Annotated in this window: 20 protein-coding genes and 1 tRNA gene; 12 read left to right on the top strand and 9 right to left on the bottom strand. The window is 58.1% G+C overall.

What is annotated here, in order from left to right:
• Positions 1–89 precede the first annotated feature (89 nt).
• The 3 genes from AC07U5_RS13060 to AC07U5_RS13050 are packed head-to-tail and all read left to right on the top strand — an operon-like array spanning position 90 to position 1,744.
• The gene (locus AC07U5_RS13060) at positions 90–659 is read left to right on the top strand and encodes a sigma-70 family RNA polymerase sigma factor (RefSeq protein ID WP_494723187.1); all 570 of its coding nucleotides are present in this window, start codon (positions 90–92) and stop codon (positions 657–659) included.
• Complete coding sequence (locus AC07U5_RS13055) at positions 656–1,318, top strand: ChrR family anti-sigma-E factor (protein ID WP_494723186.1); 663 nt, start codon at positions 656–658, stop codon at positions 1,316–1,318. Before AC07U5_RS13060 ends, AC07U5_RS13055 begins: the two co-directional genes overlap by 4 nt.
• Before the next feature lie 27 nt (positions 1,319–1,345).
• Positions 1,346–1,744 (top strand): DUF2177 family protein, encoded by a 399-nt coding sequence (locus AC07U5_RS13050; RefSeq protein WP_062427052.1) that lies wholly within the window; start codon positions 1,346–1,348, stop codon positions 1,742–1,744.
• Positions 1,745–1,794: 50 nt separating this feature from the next.
• Here AC07U5_RS13050 and AC07U5_RS13045 read toward each other — a convergent pair whose 3' ends face one another.
• Positions 1,795–1,953 (bottom strand): YqaE/Pmp3 family membrane protein, encoded by a 159-nt coding sequence (locus AC07U5_RS13045; RefSeq protein WP_082447281.1) that lies wholly within the window; start codon positions 1,951–1,953, stop codon positions 1,795–1,797.
• 275 nt (positions 1,954–2,228) lie between these two features.
• Here AC07U5_RS13045 and AC07U5_RS13040 point away from each other — a divergent pair, with 275 nt between their 5' ends.
• Positions 2,229–2,411 carry a hypothetical protein gene (locus AC07U5_RS13040; protein ID WP_062427051.1) on the top strand — a complete coding sequence of 61 codons (183 nt, stop codon included), beginning with the start codon at positions 2,229–2,231 and terminating at the stop codon, positions 2,409–2,411.
• Positions 2,412–2,504: 93 nt separating this feature from the next.
• Here the strand turns inward: AC07U5_RS13040 and AC07U5_RS13035 are convergent, their stop codons facing one another.
• The 5 genes from AC07U5_RS13035 to AC07U5_RS13015 form a co-directional block, all read right to left on the bottom strand.
• Complete coding sequence (locus AC07U5_RS13035) at positions 2,505–2,813, bottom strand: hypothetical protein (protein ID WP_062445647.1); 309 nt, start codon at positions 2,811–2,813, stop codon at positions 2,505–2,507.
• Between the two features lie 292 nt (positions 2,814–3,105).
• Entirely contained in the window at positions 3,106–3,498 is a 393-nt protein-coding gene (locus tag AC07U5_RS13030; RefSeq protein WP_113266289.1) for a DUF5615 family PIN-like protein, read from the bottom strand.
• A complete protein-coding gene (locus AC07U5_RS13025; RefSeq protein ID WP_113266288.1) occupies positions 3,495–4,220 on the bottom strand; it encodes a DUF433 domain-containing protein in 726 nt (241 codons plus the stop codon). Before AC07U5_RS13025 ends, AC07U5_RS13030 begins: the two co-directional genes overlap by 4 nt.
• A gap of 220 nt (positions 4,221–4,440) precedes the next feature.
• Positions 4,441–4,516 (bottom strand) — tRNA-Thr (locus AC07U5_RS13020).
• Between the two features lie 122 nt (positions 4,517–4,638).
• Positions 4,639–5,598 (bottom strand): NAD(P)H-dependent flavin oxidoreductase, encoded by a 960-nt coding sequence (locus AC07U5_RS13015; RefSeq protein ID WP_112955657.1) that lies wholly within the window; start codon positions 5,596–5,598, stop codon positions 4,639–4,641.
• 308 nt (positions 5,599–5,906) lie between these two features.
• On the opposite strand from AC07U5_RS13015, the gene AC07U5_RS13010 reads away from it, so the two are divergent.
• Positions 5,907–7,121: a hypothetical protein gene (locus AC07U5_RS13010; protein WP_113266287.1), complete on the top strand. Its 1,215-nt coding sequence runs from the start codon at positions 5,907–5,909 to the stop codon at positions 7,119–7,121.
• Between the two features lie 103 nt (positions 7,122–7,224).
• On the opposite strand, the gene ppk2 is transcribed toward AC07U5_RS13010, so the two are convergent.
• On the bottom strand, positions 7,225–8,106 hold the full coding sequence (gene ppk2, locus AC07U5_RS13005) for a polyphosphate kinase 2 (RefSeq protein ID WP_111850006.1): 882 nt from the start codon (positions 8,104–8,106) through the stop codon (positions 7,225–7,227).
• A gap of 216 nt (positions 8,107–8,322) precedes the next feature.
• Here ppk2 and phoR point away from each other — a divergent pair, with 216 nt between their 5' ends.
• The 7 genes from phoR to phoB all read left to right on the top strand — a co-directional run bounded on the left by phoR (position 8,323) and on the right by phoB (position 16,312).
• Positions 8,323–9,591: a phosphate regulon sensor histidine kinase PhoR gene (phoR, locus tag AC07U5_RS13000; protein ID WP_494723301.1), complete on the top strand. Its 1,269-nt coding sequence runs from the start codon at positions 8,323–8,325 to the stop codon at positions 9,589–9,591.
• Positions 9,592–9,807: 216 nt separating this feature from the next.
• Complete coding sequence (locus AC07U5_RS12995) at positions 9,808–10,842, top strand: substrate-binding domain-containing protein (protein ID WP_062445559.1); 1,035 nt, start codon at positions 9,808–9,810, stop codon at positions 10,840–10,842.
• A gap of 265 nt (positions 10,843–11,107) precedes the next feature.
• A complete protein-coding gene (gene pstC, locus AC07U5_RS12990; protein WP_113225626.1) occupies positions 11,108–12,592 on the top strand; it encodes a phosphate ABC transporter permease subunit PstC in 1,485 nt (494 codons plus the stop codon).
• The gene (pstA, locus tag AC07U5_RS12985; RefSeq protein ID WP_062445555.1) at positions 12,589–13,911 is read left to right on the top strand and encodes a phosphate ABC transporter permease PstA; all 1,323 of its coding nucleotides are present in this window, start codon (positions 12,589–12,591) and stop codon (positions 13,909–13,911) included. Before pstC ends, pstA begins: the two co-directional genes overlap by 4 nt.
• Before the next feature lie 71 nt (positions 13,912–13,982).
• A complete protein-coding gene (gene pstB / locus AC07U5_RS12980; RefSeq protein ID WP_062427043.1) occupies positions 13,983–14,798 on the top strand; it encodes a phosphate ABC transporter ATP-binding protein PstB in 816 nt (271 codons plus the stop codon).
• A 91-nt stretch (positions 14,799–14,889) separates the two neighbouring features.
• Positions 14,890–15,606, top strand: coding sequence for a phosphate signaling complex protein PhoU (gene phoU / locus AC07U5_RS12975; RefSeq protein WP_062427042.1), 717 nt, complete (start codon positions 14,890–14,892; stop codon positions 15,604–15,606).
• 22 nt (positions 15,607–15,628) lie between these two features.
• Entirely contained in the window at positions 15,629–16,312 is a 684-nt protein-coding gene (gene phoB, locus AC07U5_RS12970) for a phosphate regulon transcriptional regulator PhoB (protein WP_027676016.1), read from the top strand.
• 83 nt (positions 16,313–16,395) lie between these two features.
• On the opposite strand, the gene AC07U5_RS12965 is transcribed toward phoB, so the two are convergent.
• Together AC07U5_RS12965 and AC07U5_RS12960 are read right to left on the bottom strand one after the other, a co-directional pair.
• Positions 16,396–16,863: an Imm63 family immunity protein gene (locus tag AC07U5_RS12965; RefSeq protein WP_113259877.1), complete on the bottom strand. Its 468-nt coding sequence runs from the start codon at positions 16,861–16,863 to the stop codon at positions 16,396–16,398.
• Between the two features lie 119 nt (positions 16,864–16,982).
• Positions 16,983–17,519: a GcrA family cell cycle regulator gene (locus tag AC07U5_RS12960; protein WP_062427040.1), complete on the bottom strand. Its 537-nt coding sequence runs from the start codon at positions 17,517–17,519 to the stop codon at positions 16,983–16,985.
• Position 17,520 lies beyond the last annotated feature (1 nt).

The following is a 17,520-nucleotide window of genomic DNA, read 5'->3' as shown; positions in this document are numbered from 1 at the left end:
TAGCGTCGGCGCCGTGCCACTATATGAGCAACAATAGGAAGAGGCCTGTTGCTCAGAAAACGCGTGGGAGCGAGGTAAAGCCTATTCGCATGGGTGAAACGGTCCACAACAATATCGAGGACGAGCTTCCCGGACTGCTGAGAGCGATTGCATCGGAACGCAGTGTGGAAGCCTTCGAAGCCGTATTCCGGTATTTCGGGCCACGCGTGCGGATCTATATGTTACGGCAGGTGCGTGACGCGCAGGCCGCCGAGGAACTGATGCAGGAAACAATGATGACGGTCTGGAACAAGGCCGCCCTCTTCGATCCGGCAAGAGGCAATGTCTCCGCCTGGATATTCAGAATTGCCCGAAATCTCAGAATCGATGCGCACCGCCGCGATCGCCGTCCCGAATTCGATTTGAACGATCCGGCCTTCGCCGCCGATGATGCGCCGGCCGCCGATACCCAGATGGAAGAGTTGCAGGATGCAGAGCGTCTGCATCGGGCGCTGGCCGACCTGCCGCAGGAGCAGCGTGATCTTCTGAAGCGTTCCTTCTTCGAGGAAATGTCGCATAGCGTCATCGCCCAACAGCTTGGCCTGCCGATCGGAACCGTCAAGTCGCGCATCCGGCTCGCCTTTGCCAAACTGAGAACAGCACTGGAGTCGCGCACATGAGTGTTCGGCACCACATCAGCGACGAATTGCTTCTGGATTACGCGTCGGGCAGTCTGGCGGAAAGCTGGAGCCTTGCGGTCGCCACTCATCTTGCGCTGTGTCCCGAATGCCGCAAGCGGTTGCACGCCATGGAAATGACGGCGGGTGCCCTTCTGCGTGACGTTGAACCTGCCCAGGGAATTTCCGAGGGTCAGTGGAGTGCCATGAAGGCCCGCCTGCGCGCTGAAGCGCCTGCAAAGCGACCTTCTGCAACAGCGTCAGCCGCGACCAAGGCGTCGGTCTTGCCAGAACCTCTGCGCTCTTACGCCGGTGGAGATATCGACAGGCTGAAGTGGAAGCCGCTTGGCCCTGGCGCCTATCATTTTCCTATTCCTACGCGTGATGGTGAAGCCCAGGTTCGCTTGCTGAGGATTCCGGCTGGAAAGCCTGTTCCCGAACACACCCATGGCGGGCGTGAGTTGACCGTGGTTCTCGCCGGATGCTTTCGCGATGGCGACGACGTTTTCCATCGCGGCGATTTCGAAGAGGCGGACGAGGATCTTACCCACCAGCCGATAGCCGGCGAGGGGGAGGATTGTATTTGCCTCGCCGTCACCGATGCACCGCTGAAGTTCAAAAGCTGGATCGTCAGGCTGGTTCAGCCGGTTTTGGGAATTTGACGCCCGCTCTTAAAGGAAGCTTGCCGTATGCAACTGATCATCGCCTATGTCGCAACGGCCATCGTCTTCTTCGGGCTGGATTTCGTCTGGCTCTCAAAGCTCGCCGTCGGCTTTTATAAGCGGGAAATCGGGCAACTGATGCTGCCCAAGCCCAATTTCGTAGCCGCAGGCGTCTTCTATCTCTTCTACATTGCAGGCATTGTCTACTTCGCTGTCGCGCCGTCCTTTACAGGCGGCTCTATCGGTGAAGCGCTGCTCTCCGGTGCGATCTTCGGCTTCCTGGCCTATGGCACCTATGACATGACGAACCTATCCACCCTCAAGGGTTGGACATGGCGTCTATGTGTAGTGGACATCATCTGGGGAACACTGCTCACCGGCCTCGCCGCCGCAGCAGGAGCTTGGGCAACGCAGGCTTTTGCGTGAGCTCGTCTATACGAAGAGCGCCTGCGCCGCTTTCCGCAAGTGGATGCTGATCACTTACGCAGGATGACCCAGATCGCATGGATGATGCCGGGTAGGTAGCCGCAGAGCGTGAGCAGGATATTCAGCCAGAACTGAAGGCCGAGACCCACCTGCAGGAAAACGCCGACGGGCGGCAGAATGATGGCGAGCAATATGCGAATGACGTCCACGATCTAAAATCCCATGTCCATTGTTATCGGGCCAGTAACGTGATTTGACACCAATTGGTTCAACGTCACTTTCGACCGTGCAGATGCATACCGTCCATTCGTTGCGGACGCGCTTGCCGTCACAGGCCACTTCCGCAGGGTCGCGCCCTAAAATAGTTTTGCAATAAAACGGCTATGCTGTTGTCTCTTTACGGTTTGATAACCAAATATGTCTGACGGTAAGAAAGGGTGTTCATCGCCTCACCATATCCACATTAGCGCCTATGGTAGGATCCATGAAAAAGCCGATAGACAAAGCCGGACTGATCTTCGTCGCTCTCCTCTGCGTCCTGATCGGTCTTGTCCTCAGCATCGCCCTTTTTCGCGGCAACGTCCACATTGCCCCGCAGGGTATCGCTCCACAGGGCCAGGATGGGTCTCTAATTCCCCGCACAGCACCACATCAACAGACCAATTGAACCCGGTCAGAAGCCAATCTGACCGCTTGGCTCGCGTGAGAGCGTGACTGGACGCAAAGCCTCCTTGTGGCCATGGGTCTGCATCGACGAAGATCAAATTCCGCTGAGCGCAACGTCGCGAGAGGCGTGATCAATGCGCTCCTGCAGCGCCACGGTGACGGCCTGTAGAAATTCCTGGCGCCGCGGCTCGTCGTCTGCTGCCGGTGAGGACTTCAATCGCACGAGAATTTTGTTCATGAACCCCACATGGTTGAAGCTATCGGCTGCGATATTGACCTCAACCTCCTCCATGTAATGGGCGAGGTGAGGCTCCAACTCCAGGTTCTCATCCATCTGGTACCGATTGGCCATCTGCTCCCCAAGCGTCGCCATTTGCGCGTAAGGGCCAAATTCGTCGATCATTCAATCTCCTCTTGTTTGAGAGATTAAGATAGGCGAGGCGATGAAGAAGCACGAGGGGCAGAAAATCCACATCGCGAAAACGTGAGATTGTGTTGAAAGGGATGCGGTAGCAATCCGGCCGGTCTCCACTCAACCTCCTACGGAATCTGAGCTACCGTCGAGATGTCCAAGCGCCGGAAAGGATGTCGCGTTTCAACATTCAATCTGTCGAGCGTCAAAAGAGGCCGGGACGTCAGAGGTGCAACGGGTTTGGGAAATTAGCCGCCGTGGAGAACGCAAACTCTCCTGTTTCCTACATCTGCTTCAAGCGCGTACTAGTCATCGGCAACTCGAACATTGCACCACCCTGAACGAGAGCTGTTTGCGCTTCTATCGTGTGCCATAATGCAAGTAACCGCTCCATCTGTTTGATCAACGGCGATTTATACAGGCCCTTTGAAAGAAAAAATCCTACCAGATTTGAGGCGCGGAAAGCGTTGTATTCTGCTTTATTGCGTGTAATGCGCCGGTCACCCGAAATGATGATCCATTTCCCTTCCGCGCTCAGTTCGCTTATCCATTGTAGGTCAGTTACCCCGGGACCATACCGTTCGCGAACGTGAACTATTTCGTGCTTTCCGGCAAAAAGCGCGCTCAATGATCGTGCGAGAGCAGGGGGAAGATTTTCATCTATCAGAACCCTCAAGCTGCTCTCTTTAAATTATTTTCAAATTGGACCGCATCGCGGACAACAGATGGCGTGACGTCAAATATTCTAGCAACCTCGTCGACGGAGCCCTCCGCGTCTAACGCATCCGCTAGAGCGATAGTTGGTACCCCGAATTCAGAGGCAATGGGCTGTCCGAATGCCCGATCAGGATCAATTACAATGGATTTCTTTCCATGAAATGGACGCCAACGTGCGACCGCATCGTTTTCAATGTCCAAATCTTTGAAGGTTCGCTCGATGACCTGTTTAAAAACGTATTGTTTCTTCTTTAGGTCAAGCATTCTAGGTTCGGCGACTTGCTCTCCTGAGCGTTCAATGCTCTCCAAAAAGATTGTCCTGCCGTCAGTCTGAAATCGGCGAGTCGAAAATGGACGCTCGTCTTTTGCACACTCACGCGCGTACTCAATGCAGTTTCGGATAGCGAGTAATCCGACACCCGCATCGAGGAACGCTTTAACAAAGCGAAGCTCTATTAGATCGCGGAAGCCCATCTCAAGATGATCATCAACGGCCTTATGTTGCGTGGTCCAAAGAGGTGCGATATCTCTGGCTTCGCCGTTGCGCTTGTATTTATATCCGCGTAGCCAGCGGTTAACATTTAGCGGGTTGGTTCGAAGCAGACGGGCAGCCTCCGTCGCAGTATACGAACCTACGCCAATCAAGTCTGAAGTTTGTGCGGAGTGCTGTATCAATGCCATTATGGCACCCTATCTATATCTTCGACGCCTGCAAGATTGATTTCACATCATGTAATCAGATTATTTTTGAATTGTGAGGACAGGTCCAATTTAGCCCGCCATCGGCGACAGAGAGGACATCTAGGGTAAGTCACACGAGCGGAACTTTCCCTCAAACGAAGGAAACTGGCAGAATTGCCGCACATCGATTGCAGCTGTAAAAATAAATCTTGATGGAAAATGGTGCCGCTTACGTGACTCGAACACGTGACCCCGTCATTACGAATGACGTGCTCTACCGACTGAGCTAAAGCGGCCTGCGCAAGCGCCGAAAATCTCTCGGCGCGGCGTATGGCGGGCTGATACAGCCATTGGGGCAGGATTTCAAGCGCTGAATGTCAGCTTGTTGAAAATTTCCCGCCGCGACGAGCTTGCTCGCCTATGACGCGCAGACGCGCTGCTTCGCCGCAGCGTACTCCTGGGCGAGCCGGTCGACGAGTGCGGAGACGGGTTCGATGGCCTTCACCGCACCCACACCTTGCCCCGCGCCCCAGATGTCCTTCCAGGCTTTGGCGCCTGTGGAGGCGGCGGCGAAATCCATTTTCGAGGGATCGGCGACGGGCAGATTGTCGGGATCGAGACCAGAGGCGATGATCGAGGCTTTCAGATAGTTGCCATGGACGCCGGTAAAGTAGTTGGAATAGACAATGTCATTGGCATGCGCCTCGACGATCGCCTGCTTGTAGGCTTCCGTCGCGCGCGCTTCGCGGGTGGCGATGAAGGGTGAGCCGATATAGGCCATATCCGCCCCCATGGCCTGGGCCGCCAGAATGGAGCCGCCATTGGCGATGGCGCCGGCGAGCAACAGAGGGCCATCGAACCATTCGCGGATTTCCTGAACCAGCGCGAAGGGCGAGAGCGTACCCGCATGGCCACCGGCACCAGTGGCAACCGCAATCAGACCATCCGCACCCTTTCGGATCGCCGAGTTGGCGTGGCGGTTGTTGATCACGTCATGCAGCACGATCCCGCCATAGGAGTGGATCGCGGCGTTGACCTCCGGGACAGCGCCCAAGGACGAGATCACGATCGGCACCTTGTATTTCACGCAAAGCCCAAGATCATGTTCCAGCCGTTTGTTGGACATATGCACGATCTGGTTGACGGCAAAAGGCGCGGCCGGGCGGTCAGGATTTGCGGCATTGTGCGCGGCAAGCTCTTCCGTCATCATCGCCAGCCACTCATCCAACTGGCTCTCCGGGCGGGCGTTCAAAGCGGGAAATGCCCCCACCACGCCTGCCTTGCATTGTGCCAGCGTCAATTCCGGATGCGAAATGATGAAGAGCGGCGAGGCAATCACCGGCAGTCGGAGATTGTCCTTGAGAATGGACGGTAGCATGGTTCCTCCCACGGAATGATACTTGGCGATTTACGTTTACGCGCACGTAAGATTTAGCCGAGGTGAGCACCGTTGAAAAGCGAAAAGCGCAGGCAGGCAGTAAGGCGTTTAGGATGTGCCGTGAGGATTGTGATCGGCGCTTGCCGGTAACCTTATGGCCCAACTGCCATAGTGGCGACGTTTTCCCCAAGCCAATCTCCGCTTTGCGGGTGAGGTGGCTTGCGGTTGGGGACGCGAGTCGTTACCGAATCGTAAACGTGGTGCCGAAGCGTTGATCTTTCGCGTATGGCGAGGAAGAAGGACCGAGAGTGAGCGGACTGGAAACGGCAATCAGAAATGCCCTGGAAAAATCGGATCGGTCGAATGCCGAAGTGCGTGCGCGCATCTACCAATCGTCGCGCCAGGCCTTGGAAGCCGGTCTGCGCAAGCAGGGCATAGATGACCAGACTGTTGTCACGCAGCAGCGTCAGCGTCTGGAAAATCTCATTCACGCCATCGAGACGGAAGAGCGCAACCGCCTGCTGGATGTGGTCGAGGATCATGTGCGTCGGGAAACGCAACGTGCGGCGCCGCCTGTTGTCGAGCCTCCTGCCGTCGCGCAGTCTGCTCCCGCTGTCGCGGCACCGTCCGTCGCGCCTGCGCGGCGGCATGAAGATGAGGATGAGGGTGCCACAATGCCTGTCGAGGCGCCGGTGCGCGCTGAACCGCGCAGCGAGCCCGCAGCTGAGCCGTCGGAGATGAGCGATTTTCGCGCCGAGCGCTCCGACGAGGCCTTGAGCCGTATGACCTCTGCGGCCGGTCCGTCCTTCGAAGCCTCTTCGCTTGCCTTCAGGCCGGAGCGTGCGGCCAAGGGCCGTCGCAAGAAGGGCATCATCACACGCCTTTTCATCTGGTTTACGTTTTTAACCTTCATCGGCCTTGGTGGCTGGTGGGTCTACAGTTCCGGCTTGCTGCTGAGCCCGGCCCAGCGGGACACCAGCGTTCCAAACCCGCCGCCTTCGGTGGAATCGGAAGATTTCAACGGTCAGCAGAGCACCCAGGAACCGACCCTTGCCGCCGGCCGCGGTTTCTCCGACGCCTGGCAGGAGGTTTTCAACGCGGATCGCGGAAATGCGGGGCTCCAGCCCGGTTCGCTTTCGAAGGTGGAAAACGTGGCAACCGGCGGCGGGAAGGCCGTTCGCGTCACATCTCAGTCGGCGGATGCCGCAGGCAACATTGCCATCACCGTTCCGGCCGAAGTGCTGCGGGAAATGGCAGGCAAGTCCTCGACGATTTCCATCACGCTGCAATCTGGCAGCAATGGTCAGAGTCAGGTGTCGGTATCCTGCGACTTTGGCACACTTGGAGATTGCTCACGCCACCGCTTCACTGCCACGCAGGAGAGGGCGGATATGCTGATCAATGTGAGTTTCGATCGAACCATGGCGCCGAATGCGCCTGGCCGTATCTTCATCAACAGCGATATCGATGGCACCGCCCGCCCCATCAACCTCTATTCGGTTCGTATCCTGCCAGGTCAGTGAAACCAGAAGTGAAAAGAGGCAGACCGCTGTGAGCCTGCCTCTTCTTCTTGGATGTGCTAATCACCAAGACCTGAAAGCGGAGCGACGACGATCGTCGCTCAAGCTATTTTAAAAACTTCGGTCCGCTTCCCAAAATCTTCTCATCGATCTTGCCGATCGCCTTCTCATCCTTGCCGTCATAATTGAGAGACGTGAGAATATGACGGATGAGGTTGAGCCTCAGCCTGCGCTTGTCATTGGCGCGGATCACCGTCCATGGCGCGTCGTCTATGTGGGTCTTGTCCAGCATCTCGTTGCGCGCTGCGGTATAGTCGTCCCATTTGGTCAGGGCGGCGATATCCATGTCGGAAAGCTTCCAGGATTTCAGTGGGCTGTGGCGCCGGTCGTGGAAGCGCTCGAGCTGGGTCTCGCGTCCGATATCCAGATAGAACTTGAAAAGGTTCACGCCCTCGTGCACCAGCATTTTTTCCAAACGCGGTACTTCTTTCAGGAAGCGTTTGTGCTCTTCTGGCGTGCAGAAGCCCATGACCGGTTCGACACCTGCGCGGTTGTACCATGAGCGGTCGAACAGCACGAACTCTCCGGCTGTCGGGAAATGGGCGATGTAGCGCTGGAAATACCATTGGCCGCGTTCGGTTTCTGTCGGCTTCGTCAGCGCCACCACGCGTGCATAGCGCGGGTTGAGATATTCACGAACGGCGGCAATCGAGCCACCCTTTCCGGCAGCGTCACGGCCCTCGAACAGCGCCATGATGCGTTGCCCCGTGGCCTGCTGCCAGAACTGCACCTTCACCAGTTCGATCTGCAGCGCTTCGATCTCCGCCTCGTATTCTTCCCGGCCGAGCTTCTTGTCATAGGGAAAATCCCCGGATGCCAGCTTCTTGTCCTCGACCCAGTCGGGCAGCACCGGAGCGTCGATATTGAAGACCCGCTCCTTGCCATCAATCGTCAATGTCACGGATCTGTCCTTGACGGTTTCGCTCATGCTCACTCCCTTTTCAGCCTATGGCATTTTGTCTTCTTAAGGTCAGCCTGACACTCAACGAATTCAAGAGCAAAGAGATTCCGGCATCGAAGCCCCATCCACATAAATTTTGCCGGCTAAGGCTTGCAAAAGGACAGGGCGAAGAATCTCTGTCATGAAAGGCGATTATGACGGTCGGATCGGGAGCGATACGAATGGATAAGATTCGCGATGGCAATGGCAGCGATGGACGGGGAGGGTGCGTTGTTTAAACAGATGCGCCGCATGCGGAGAAACTGGCTTGCGCTTTTCGTCGTCACGATGCTGGCAGGCTTGGCGCTTGTCGAATGGCGTTCACCTTACGTCGTCGTCGCATTGTGGCTTGCCGCCGTCCTTGCCATCCTCTTCGTCGCGCCATCCAATGTCATCAAGAAGGACGAGAAGAAACCCAAGGTGGAAGCGCAGCCTCAGGGCGCGGTTGATCAAGGGTTGATCGCAGGCGTGCGGGCCGGCATTGCCGCTCTCGATACGCCCGTTTTCATCCTCGACCAGGACGCCGGCGTGCTCTTCGAAAACGCCGCCGCCGAACGCGCCTTCGGTACTCTCCCGGTTGGTTCGCATATTTCCGGAAGGCTGCGCTCGCCGGGCCTGCTCGACGTTATTCGCGAAACCATCGCCACCGGTCAGCCGAATCAGGTGGAGCATTCCGAGCGATTGCCATCCGAACGCGTCTTCATTGTCCGCATCGCGCCTGCAGACATGCCACGGACGTCGGGTGCGCCCTTCTATATCCTCTCCTTTAGAGACATCTCCGATCTGCGTCGGATCGACCGTATGCGCAGCGATTTCGTCGCCAATGCCAGCCACGAGCTGAGAACGCCGCTCGCCTCCCTGCGCGGCTTCATCGAAACGATGCAGGGACCGGCACGCAACGACCCGAAGGCGCAAGAGCGCTTTCTCGGCATCATGCTCGATCAGGCAACTCGCATGAGCCGCCTGGTCGATGACCTGATGTCGCTATCGAGGCTTGAGCTTCGCGCCAATATCGCGCCGGATCAGACAGTCGATCTCGTGCCGCTGCTTGGCCATGTGAGGGACTCACTGCTGCCGCTAGCCGGCGATCTGGATGTCGAGATCAAGCTGCACATGCCGGAAAGACCCGTAGAGGTGAATGGTGACCGGGACGAGTTGGTGCAGGTGTTCCAGAACCTTGTCGAAAACGCCTGCAAATATGGCCAGGATGGCAGGGCCGTCGATGTGTTTTTGCGTGCGGATGCGGGCAAGCCCGTCGAAGTCAGTGTCGTGGACAAGGGTCCGGGTATTCCCGCCGAGCATGTTCCACGCCTCACCGAGCGGTTTTACCGCGTCAGTGTCGCAGACAGTCGCTCAAAAAAAGGCACCGGTCTCGGCCTTGCCATCGTCAAGCATATTCTGACCCGCCACCGCGCCCGGCTCATTATCCGCTCTGAAATTGGCGTCGGGACGGACTTTACTGTGAGGTTTTGACATGAAAGCCGGGTCGCTTTCATCTATTTTTTAAAATATCATATTAAATCAATAATTTAACGTGTCACAAATCTTTCACCGAAGTGACATAAAAGGGTGTGGCAAGACTGGTTATGAAGAGGCCGCCGGGACAGCCCAGACGGGCTTAAGGATCAAGCCTCTTGCCGGCACAGTTCACGAAAGCCCGAAAAAGGGCCCCACGACGGGAGAGTCATAATGAACTTCTTTAAATTGTCTGCAGCAGCTCTGGTGGCGTCCGTTGCCTTCGCGGGTGCCGCTTCTGCTCGCGACCAGATCCAGGTTGCTGGTTCCTCCACGGTTCTGCCTTACGCAAAGATCGTTGCTGAAAGCTTCGCCGAAGCTTTCCCGAACTTCAAGGCGCCGGTTGTTGAGTCCGGCGGCACGGGCGGTGGTCTGAAGGCATTCTGCTCCGGCGTGGGCGAAGGCACGATCGACATTGCCAATGCATCGCGCAAGATCAAGGCTGACGAACTGGCAGCCTGCAAGTCCGCTGGCGTTGCTGACGTTCAGGAAGTGAAGATCGGTTACGACGGTATCGTCTTCGCCATGGACAAGTCCAACAAGGACGTTAAGTTCGAGCCGAAGGATCTTTACCTCGCTCTCGCCGCTGAAGTCGTCAAGGACGGCAAGCTGGTTGCCAACCCCTACACCAAGTGGTCCGAAATCAACAAAGAACTGCCTGACGTAGAGATCGCTGCCTACATCCCTGGCTCCAAGCACGGCACGCGCGAAGTCTTCGAAGAGAAGATCATGGCTGACGGCTGCAAGGAAGCTGGCGCGACGGACGTGATCAAGGGTCTGGTTTCCGACGCCAAGCAGGCTGCTGCCAAGTGTGTTGCCATCCGTAAGGACGGCAAGGCTGTCGATATCGATGGCGACTACACCGAGACGCTCGCTCGTATCGATGCCAACAAGTCCGGCGTCGGCGTTTTCGGCCTCGCTTTCTACGACAACAACAAGGACAAGCTGAAGGTCGCGACCGTCGGTGGCGTTGTTCCGTCCACTGAAACCGTTGCTTCCGGCAAGTACCCTGTCTCGCGTCCGCTGTTCTTCTACGTCAAGAAGGCTCACCTCGGCGTCATCCCTGGCCTGAAGGAATATGTCGAGTTCTTCACCTCTGACGAGATGATCGGCCCTGACTCCCCGCTCGCCAACTACGGTCTGGTTGCTGCCCCAGAAGCAGAGCGCAAGGAAATCCGCGCTCAGTTCGAATCCGGCAAGACCATGTAATATAGCTTGAGAAAGCGCAGCGCTGAAACGCTGCGCTTTCTCACCTCTTCCTGTTGGCAAAGTCGGTTTGTCGGGCCTTGCGACATCTCGAAGGGTTGACAGTTCCTATTTATCGTAAGACGACCCCGCCGATAAATATGATGTATCAACCCGGAATGCGTGAACTGAATACAGATCCGGTATCGTGCGGTGATCAGCCGTCGGTGCTGCGCTCTTGGTGAAATGATGCCGCATCGTGCCGCGTGGCGCGCCGAGGAAACTCTCCATGAACATATCCATCCTTCTGCTGATATTGGCGCTGATCGGCGTCTCCAGCTACGTGCTTGGCAAACGTCGGGCCATGGCGCTTGCCGGCGGACGCCCCTCCAGCATGCACTCCCGTTCTGGCTATCACGGTTCCTACGTCCTCATCTGGGCGCTTATTCCTTCCGCGCTGATCCTGGCGGCGTGGCTGATCATCAGCCCGATCATCGTCAACTCCGCGGTGCATGAAAGCTTCCCGGATGACATCAAGGCCCAGCCGGAAGCCCAGCAGAGCCTCACCTATGGCATGGTCGTTTCCATTGCCCGCGGCCTCACCCAGGTTTCGCCGCAGGAATATGACGCGCTGAAAGCCGATCCCGCGACGGCACGCGCGGTCCTTGCCTCTAAAGGTGTGGCCATCGCCGGCGATCCGCAGCCCTTCATGATCGAGTCCGCAGAAAAGCTCAATAACATGTCTGCGGTCAGCCGTATCGCCATGGTGTTCGTAGTGCTTGCCACGGCCATCGCTGGGGCCTTCCGGGCGCTCCGCGGCCTGGCACCGCGCTTTCGTGCCCGTAATAAGGTGGAGAAGGTCATTCTCGGAGCGCTCGTTCTTGCATCCTCGATCGCGATCTTGACCACGATCGGCATCGTTATGTCGATGCTGACGGAAGCCACGCAGTTTTTCCGGATGGTTCCGGCGCATCAGTTCTTCTTCGGCACGGTGTGGGATCCGCGTTTTGCCGCGGCTGGTTCGACAGACAGCTCCGGTCAGTTCGGCCTCATTCCGCTCTTGGCGGGTACGCTCTACATCGGCTTCGTCGCCATGCTGGTCGCGGTACCGGTCGGTCTGTTCTCGGCGATCTACATGGCCGAATATGCAAGCCCCCGTTTGCGCTCGATTGCCAAGCCGCTGCTGGAAGTGCTCGCCGGTATTCCGACCATCGTCTACGGCTTCTTTGCGCTGACGACTGTGGGCCCGTTCCTGCGTGACATCTCTGCCCAGATCAATGGTCTGGCAACCGGAGACTATGCCAGCTTCATCCAGGCGCAGAGCGTCATCACCGCCGGCTTCGTCATGGGCATCATGCTGATCCCATACGTCTCCTCGCTGTCGGATGATATTATCACCGCCGTGCCGCGCTCGCTTCGCGACGGATCGCTCGGGCTTGGCGCGACGCGCTCCGAGACGGTCAAGAAGGTCATCCTTCCGGCCGCTCTTCCGGGCATCGTCGGGGCGATCCTGATGACCGCTTCCCGCGCCATCGGTGAGACCATGATCGTGGTTCTGGCCGCCGGTGTTGCCGCACGCCTGCAGCTCAACCCCTTCGAGCCGATGACGACGGTGACCGTCAAGATCGTCAGCCAGCTGACCGGTGACCTTGAGTTTACCTCGCCGCAGACGCTTGTTGCCTTTGCGCTTGGCATCACGCTCTTTGCCATCACGCTTTGCCTCAATATCTACGCGCTCTACATCGTGCGCAAATACCGGGAGCAGTATGAATGACCGACGTCGTTACTCCGGGCATCTCCGCCCCTGCCGCAACGAAGAAGGTCCGTCGCGATATCGGCATCAAGCGCCGTTACGCTGCAGAGCGCCGCTTCCGCGCCTATGGTGTCGCCGCGATCTCCTTCGGCCTGCTGTTTCTCTTCCTGCTTCTCTGGTCCGTCATCGGCAAAGGCTACACGGCCTTTCAGCAGACGATGATCACGATCCCGGTCGAGTTTTCGCAGCAGATCATCGATCCGGACAATGTGCGCGCACAGAACCCGTCTAAGCTGATGACGGCGAATTACCCGGTCGTCGCCCGCAACTCGCTTGCCAAGGTGCTCGGCGTTTCGCTGGAGGATCGCACGGCGCTGCGCGCCGTCAACGCACTGATTTCCGATAGCGTCCGCACCCAGCTTCGCGACATCGTCACATCCGATCCGAACGTCATCGGCACAACGCGCACCGTGTCGCTCCTGGCATCCGGCGATGTCGACAGCGCCTTCAAGGGCCAGGTGGATATGTCGGGCGAGGAGCAGAACCGCCGCATCTCCGACCAGCAGGTCGGTTGGATGAACGAACTGGTTGGCAAGGGTGCGCTGGAAAAGAAGTTCAACACCGGCATCTTCTTCAATGGTGCATCCAGCCGTCCTGAAGCCTCCGGTGTCGGCGTCGCGCTCATCGGTTCCTTCTACATGATGCTGATCGTGCTGGTGCTGTCGCTGCCGATCGGAGTTGCCGCTTCCATCTACCTGGAAGAGTTCGCGCCGAAAAACCGCCTGACGGACCTTATCGAGGTCAACATCAACAACCTGGCAGCGGTGCCATCCATCGTTTACGGTCTGCTTGGTCTCTCGGTCTTCATCAACTTCATGGGCCTTCCGCGCTCGGCCTCGCTGGTCGGTGGTCTGGTGCTGACGCTGATGACGCTGCCGACCATCATCATCGCCACGCGCGCTGCCTTGAAAGCTGTGCCACCTTCGATCCGCGCCGCAGCGCTCGGTCTCGGTGCCTCGAAGATGCAGACCATCTTCCATCACGTGCTGCCGCTTGCCATGCCGGGCATCCTGACCGGCACCATCATCGGCCTTGCACACGCGCTTGGCGAAACCGCGCCGCTCCTTCTCATCGGCATGGTGGCCTTCGTGGCGAATTACCCGACGACCCCGCTTGATCCTGCAACGGCCCTGCCGGTTCAGATCTACATGTGGGCCAATGAAGCCGAACGCGCCTTTGTCGAAAGAACATCTGGCGCTATCATCATCCTGCTTATGTTCCTCCTGGTGATGAATGTGGGCGCAATCCTGCTGCGTCGCCGCTTCGAACGGCGCTGGTAAAGCATTTCGAGGAAATGTGGATACCGGTTTTCTGCTCGGAAATGCGATAAGAAGCAAGGGAGAACGGAACAATGAACATGTTGTCGGAAGCAGCAGTTGAAAAGGCGCTGGACAAGAAAATGAATGAAGTTTCCTATAAGATGATCGGCAAGGACGTCTCCGTATATTACGGTGAGAAGCGCGCCCTTTACGATGTGAAGCTCAACGTTCGCGAAAACACGGTGACGGCTCTCATCGGCCCCTCAGGCTGTGGCAAATCCACCTTTCTGCGCACGCTGAACCGCATGAACGATACGATCGATGGTTGCCGCGTCACCGGCGAGATTACGCTCGATGGTGAGGATATCTACGATTCTGCCATCGATGTCGTCGAGCTTCGCGCTCGCGTCGGCATGGTGTTTCAGAAGCCGAACCCATTCCCGAAGTCGATCTACGAAAACATTGCCTACGGCCCGCGCATCCACGGTCTTGCCCGCAACAAGGCGGATATGGACCAGATCGTCGAGTCCGCCCTGCAGAAGGCAGGCCTCTGGAACGAAGCGAAGGACCGCCTGCAAGAATCCGGCACGGGGCTGTCCGGCGGCCAGCAGCAGCGCCTGTGCATCGCACGTGCCATCGCCGTTTCACCGGAAGTCATCCTCATGGATGAGCCATGCTCGGCGCTTGACCCGATCGCGACCGCCAAGGTGGAAGAGTTGATCCACGAGCTTCGTGCCAACTACACCATCGTCATCGTGACACACTCGATGCAGCAGGCCGCTCGCGTTTCGCAGCGTACCGCCATGTTCCACCTCGGCCACCTGGTTGAGGAGAACGATACGGACAAGATGTTCACCAACCCGGATGACCAGCGCACCCAGGACTATATCATGGGTCGTTTCGGCTGATCCTGCTCTTGCTTGCGCATCCCACCGCGCCTGTCGCTTGAGCCACTAAAAAGGCTTGCGACAGGGCGTTTCGAAACTGGAGACTACGAACATGTCGACACATTCCCACATCATGTCCGCCTATGATGAGGAGCTGAAGTTCCTCAGCCGCCGGATCGCCGAAATGGGCGGCTTGGCCGAGCAGATGTGCGCCGATGCCGTGCGCGCACTCGTCAATTCCGATGCGGCCCTGGCACAAAAGGTCATCTCGGACGATACGATCCTCGATCACGCCGAGCGCGAAATCGGCGACAAGGCGATCGTCACCATTGCCAAGCGCCAGCCGATGGCAGCAGACCTTCGCGAAATCATCGGTTCGCTGCGCATTGCCGCAGACCTGGAGCGCGTCGGCGATCTGGGCAAGAACACCGCCAAGCGCGTCATCGCTGTTGCCGGCACCGGCGTTCCGCGCAAACTGGCGCGTGGCCTTGAGCATCTTTCGGAACTGGCGCTTGTGCAGTTGAAGGAAGTGTTGGACGTCTACTCCACGCGGTCAGCGGAAAAGGCCCAGGCCATCCGCGAGCGCGACGAGGAAATCGACGCGATGTACACCTCGCTCTTCCGCGAGCTTTTGACCTACATGATGGAAGATCCGCGCAACATCACCACCTGCACGCATCTTCTGTTCTGTGCCAAGAACATCGAGCGCGTTGGCGACCACGCCACCAACATCGCCGAGACCATCTACTACATGACCACTGGCAGCCAGCCGGAAGGTGAGCGTCCGAAGGACGATAGTTCCAACACGCTCGGCGCTGTGACCGAGTAAGCGACAGATAGGATCTGGAGCCATGGTGCCAAAAATCGCCGTTGTCGAAGATGAGGAGGCGCTGAGCGTCCTCCTCCGTTACAATCTCGAATCCGAAGGCTATGACGTGGACACCATTCCGCGTGGCGACGAGGCGGAGATTCGCCTTCAGGAGCGCACGCCGGATCTTTTGATCCTCGACTGGATGTTGCCGGGCGTCTCCGGCATCGAGCTTTGCCGTCGCCTGCGCATGCGGCCGGAAACCGAACGTCTGCCGATCATCATGCTGACGGCGCGCGGTGAGGAAAGCGAAAGGGTTCGTGGTCTGGCGACGGGCGCGGACGACTATGTCGTGAAGCCCTTCTCCACGCCGGAACTGATGGCGCGCGTTAAAGCGATGCTGCGCCGCGCCAAGCCGGAGGTCCTGTCCTCGGTGCTGAAATGCGGCGATATCGAGCTCGATCGTGAGACGCACCGTGTCCATCGCAAGAGCCGCGAAGTCCGTCTCGGGCCGACCGAATTCCGCCTGCTGGAATTTCTCATGACCTCGCCAGGTCGTGTGTTTTCCCGTTCCCAGCTTCTCGACGGTGTCTGGGGACATGATATCTATGTGGATGAGCGCACGGTGGACGTCCATGTCGGTCGCCTGCGTAAGGCGCTGAATTTCTCCAGCATGCAGGATGTCATTCGCACCGTTCGGGGCGCCGGCTATTCCATGGAAGCCTGATCGGCCTCGGGAGCGCTTTGCTTGAAGGTACAAGCGCTCCTATTCTCGCCGTGTCAGAGAGGGTAGCCCTTGGCTTCCCGGCGTCAGATCAATGTGGACGGAACGGGATATCGCGCGGCGTCTATCTCGTCCTTAGACAACGGGCTGCGGGTCAGCACCTCAGCATAATTGGCTCGAGTTCGAGCGCCATAGCTCTCCTTGATCGCGCCCATCAGTTCGATCTCCTGGTACATCCAGTTCCAGCGCGAATAGTCGTCCGGGCCGGTCGACTGGCGGTCTGCCTTTTCCCGAACCGCAAGCTCGCGATCGCGCACCACTTCTCCCGCCACGATCGACATCAACTGGAAGGCGGCATCGTCCATGTCCTTGGCTTCCCGACGCCAATATTCCTCTCCGCGCTCCTCGCAGATCAGCCAGTAGCTGCCGCGTCGCCATTCGACGTAAACGGTTCCGTCGCCACGTGCGCGGCGCGGGATTGGCGGGAAGGGCGTGTCGACGGCCCCGGCCCATAGCGCCGAGATATAGTCGTGCAGTGTGTCGATCGCGTCCATGATGATAGTCTGGGCGCGATTATTGCTGCAGGCAAGCTTGGATTATTTGGCAAAGCTGGAGACCGCCCAATAAAAAAGCGGACCGAAGCCCGCTTTCTGAATTGGTTCTGAGACAGACCTTACGCCTTGCGGCGTTCGCTGACCGGCTGGTAGGCCATCTTCGCGTGGAACTTGCAGTAGGGCGAGGCTTCAGACGCCTCGCAGCCGCAGAAATGGAAGTCGTCCTTGAGCGGGTCGCCCACCGGCCACTTGCAGGTGCGCTCGGTCAGTTCCGTCAGCGTCAGGCGACGCGAGATCGGGATAACGACATTGTTGGAAGAACGAACATATTCCATGGGCTCGACGGTGTCGATGTCCATGTCTTCCTTGAAAGCGAGGGCACCAGAGCTACGGGCCGGTGCTGGACGGCTGGTCGCAGCGCGGGCCGGAGCCGCATAGCTTGCCGGACGCGGCGCTGCTGCGGGACGCTTGGGCGCAGGACGCGACGTGGCGACCGTGCCGCCGGCCTTGGCGCGACCTGGCAGGTTGAGGCGGTGAACCTTGCCGATGACGGCATTGCGGCTCACACCGCCTAGTTGTGCTGCGATCTGGCTTGCGCTAAGCCCTTCGGACCATAATCTCTTGAGCTTTTCTACTCGTTCGTCCGTCCAGTTCATG

This window comes from Agrobacterium sp. GW821-FHT02D03 (assembly GCF_059421725.1).
The sequence above is the reverse complement of the archived record's forward strand: the minus strand, read 5'-3'. Positions and strand labels throughout refer to the sequence as shown.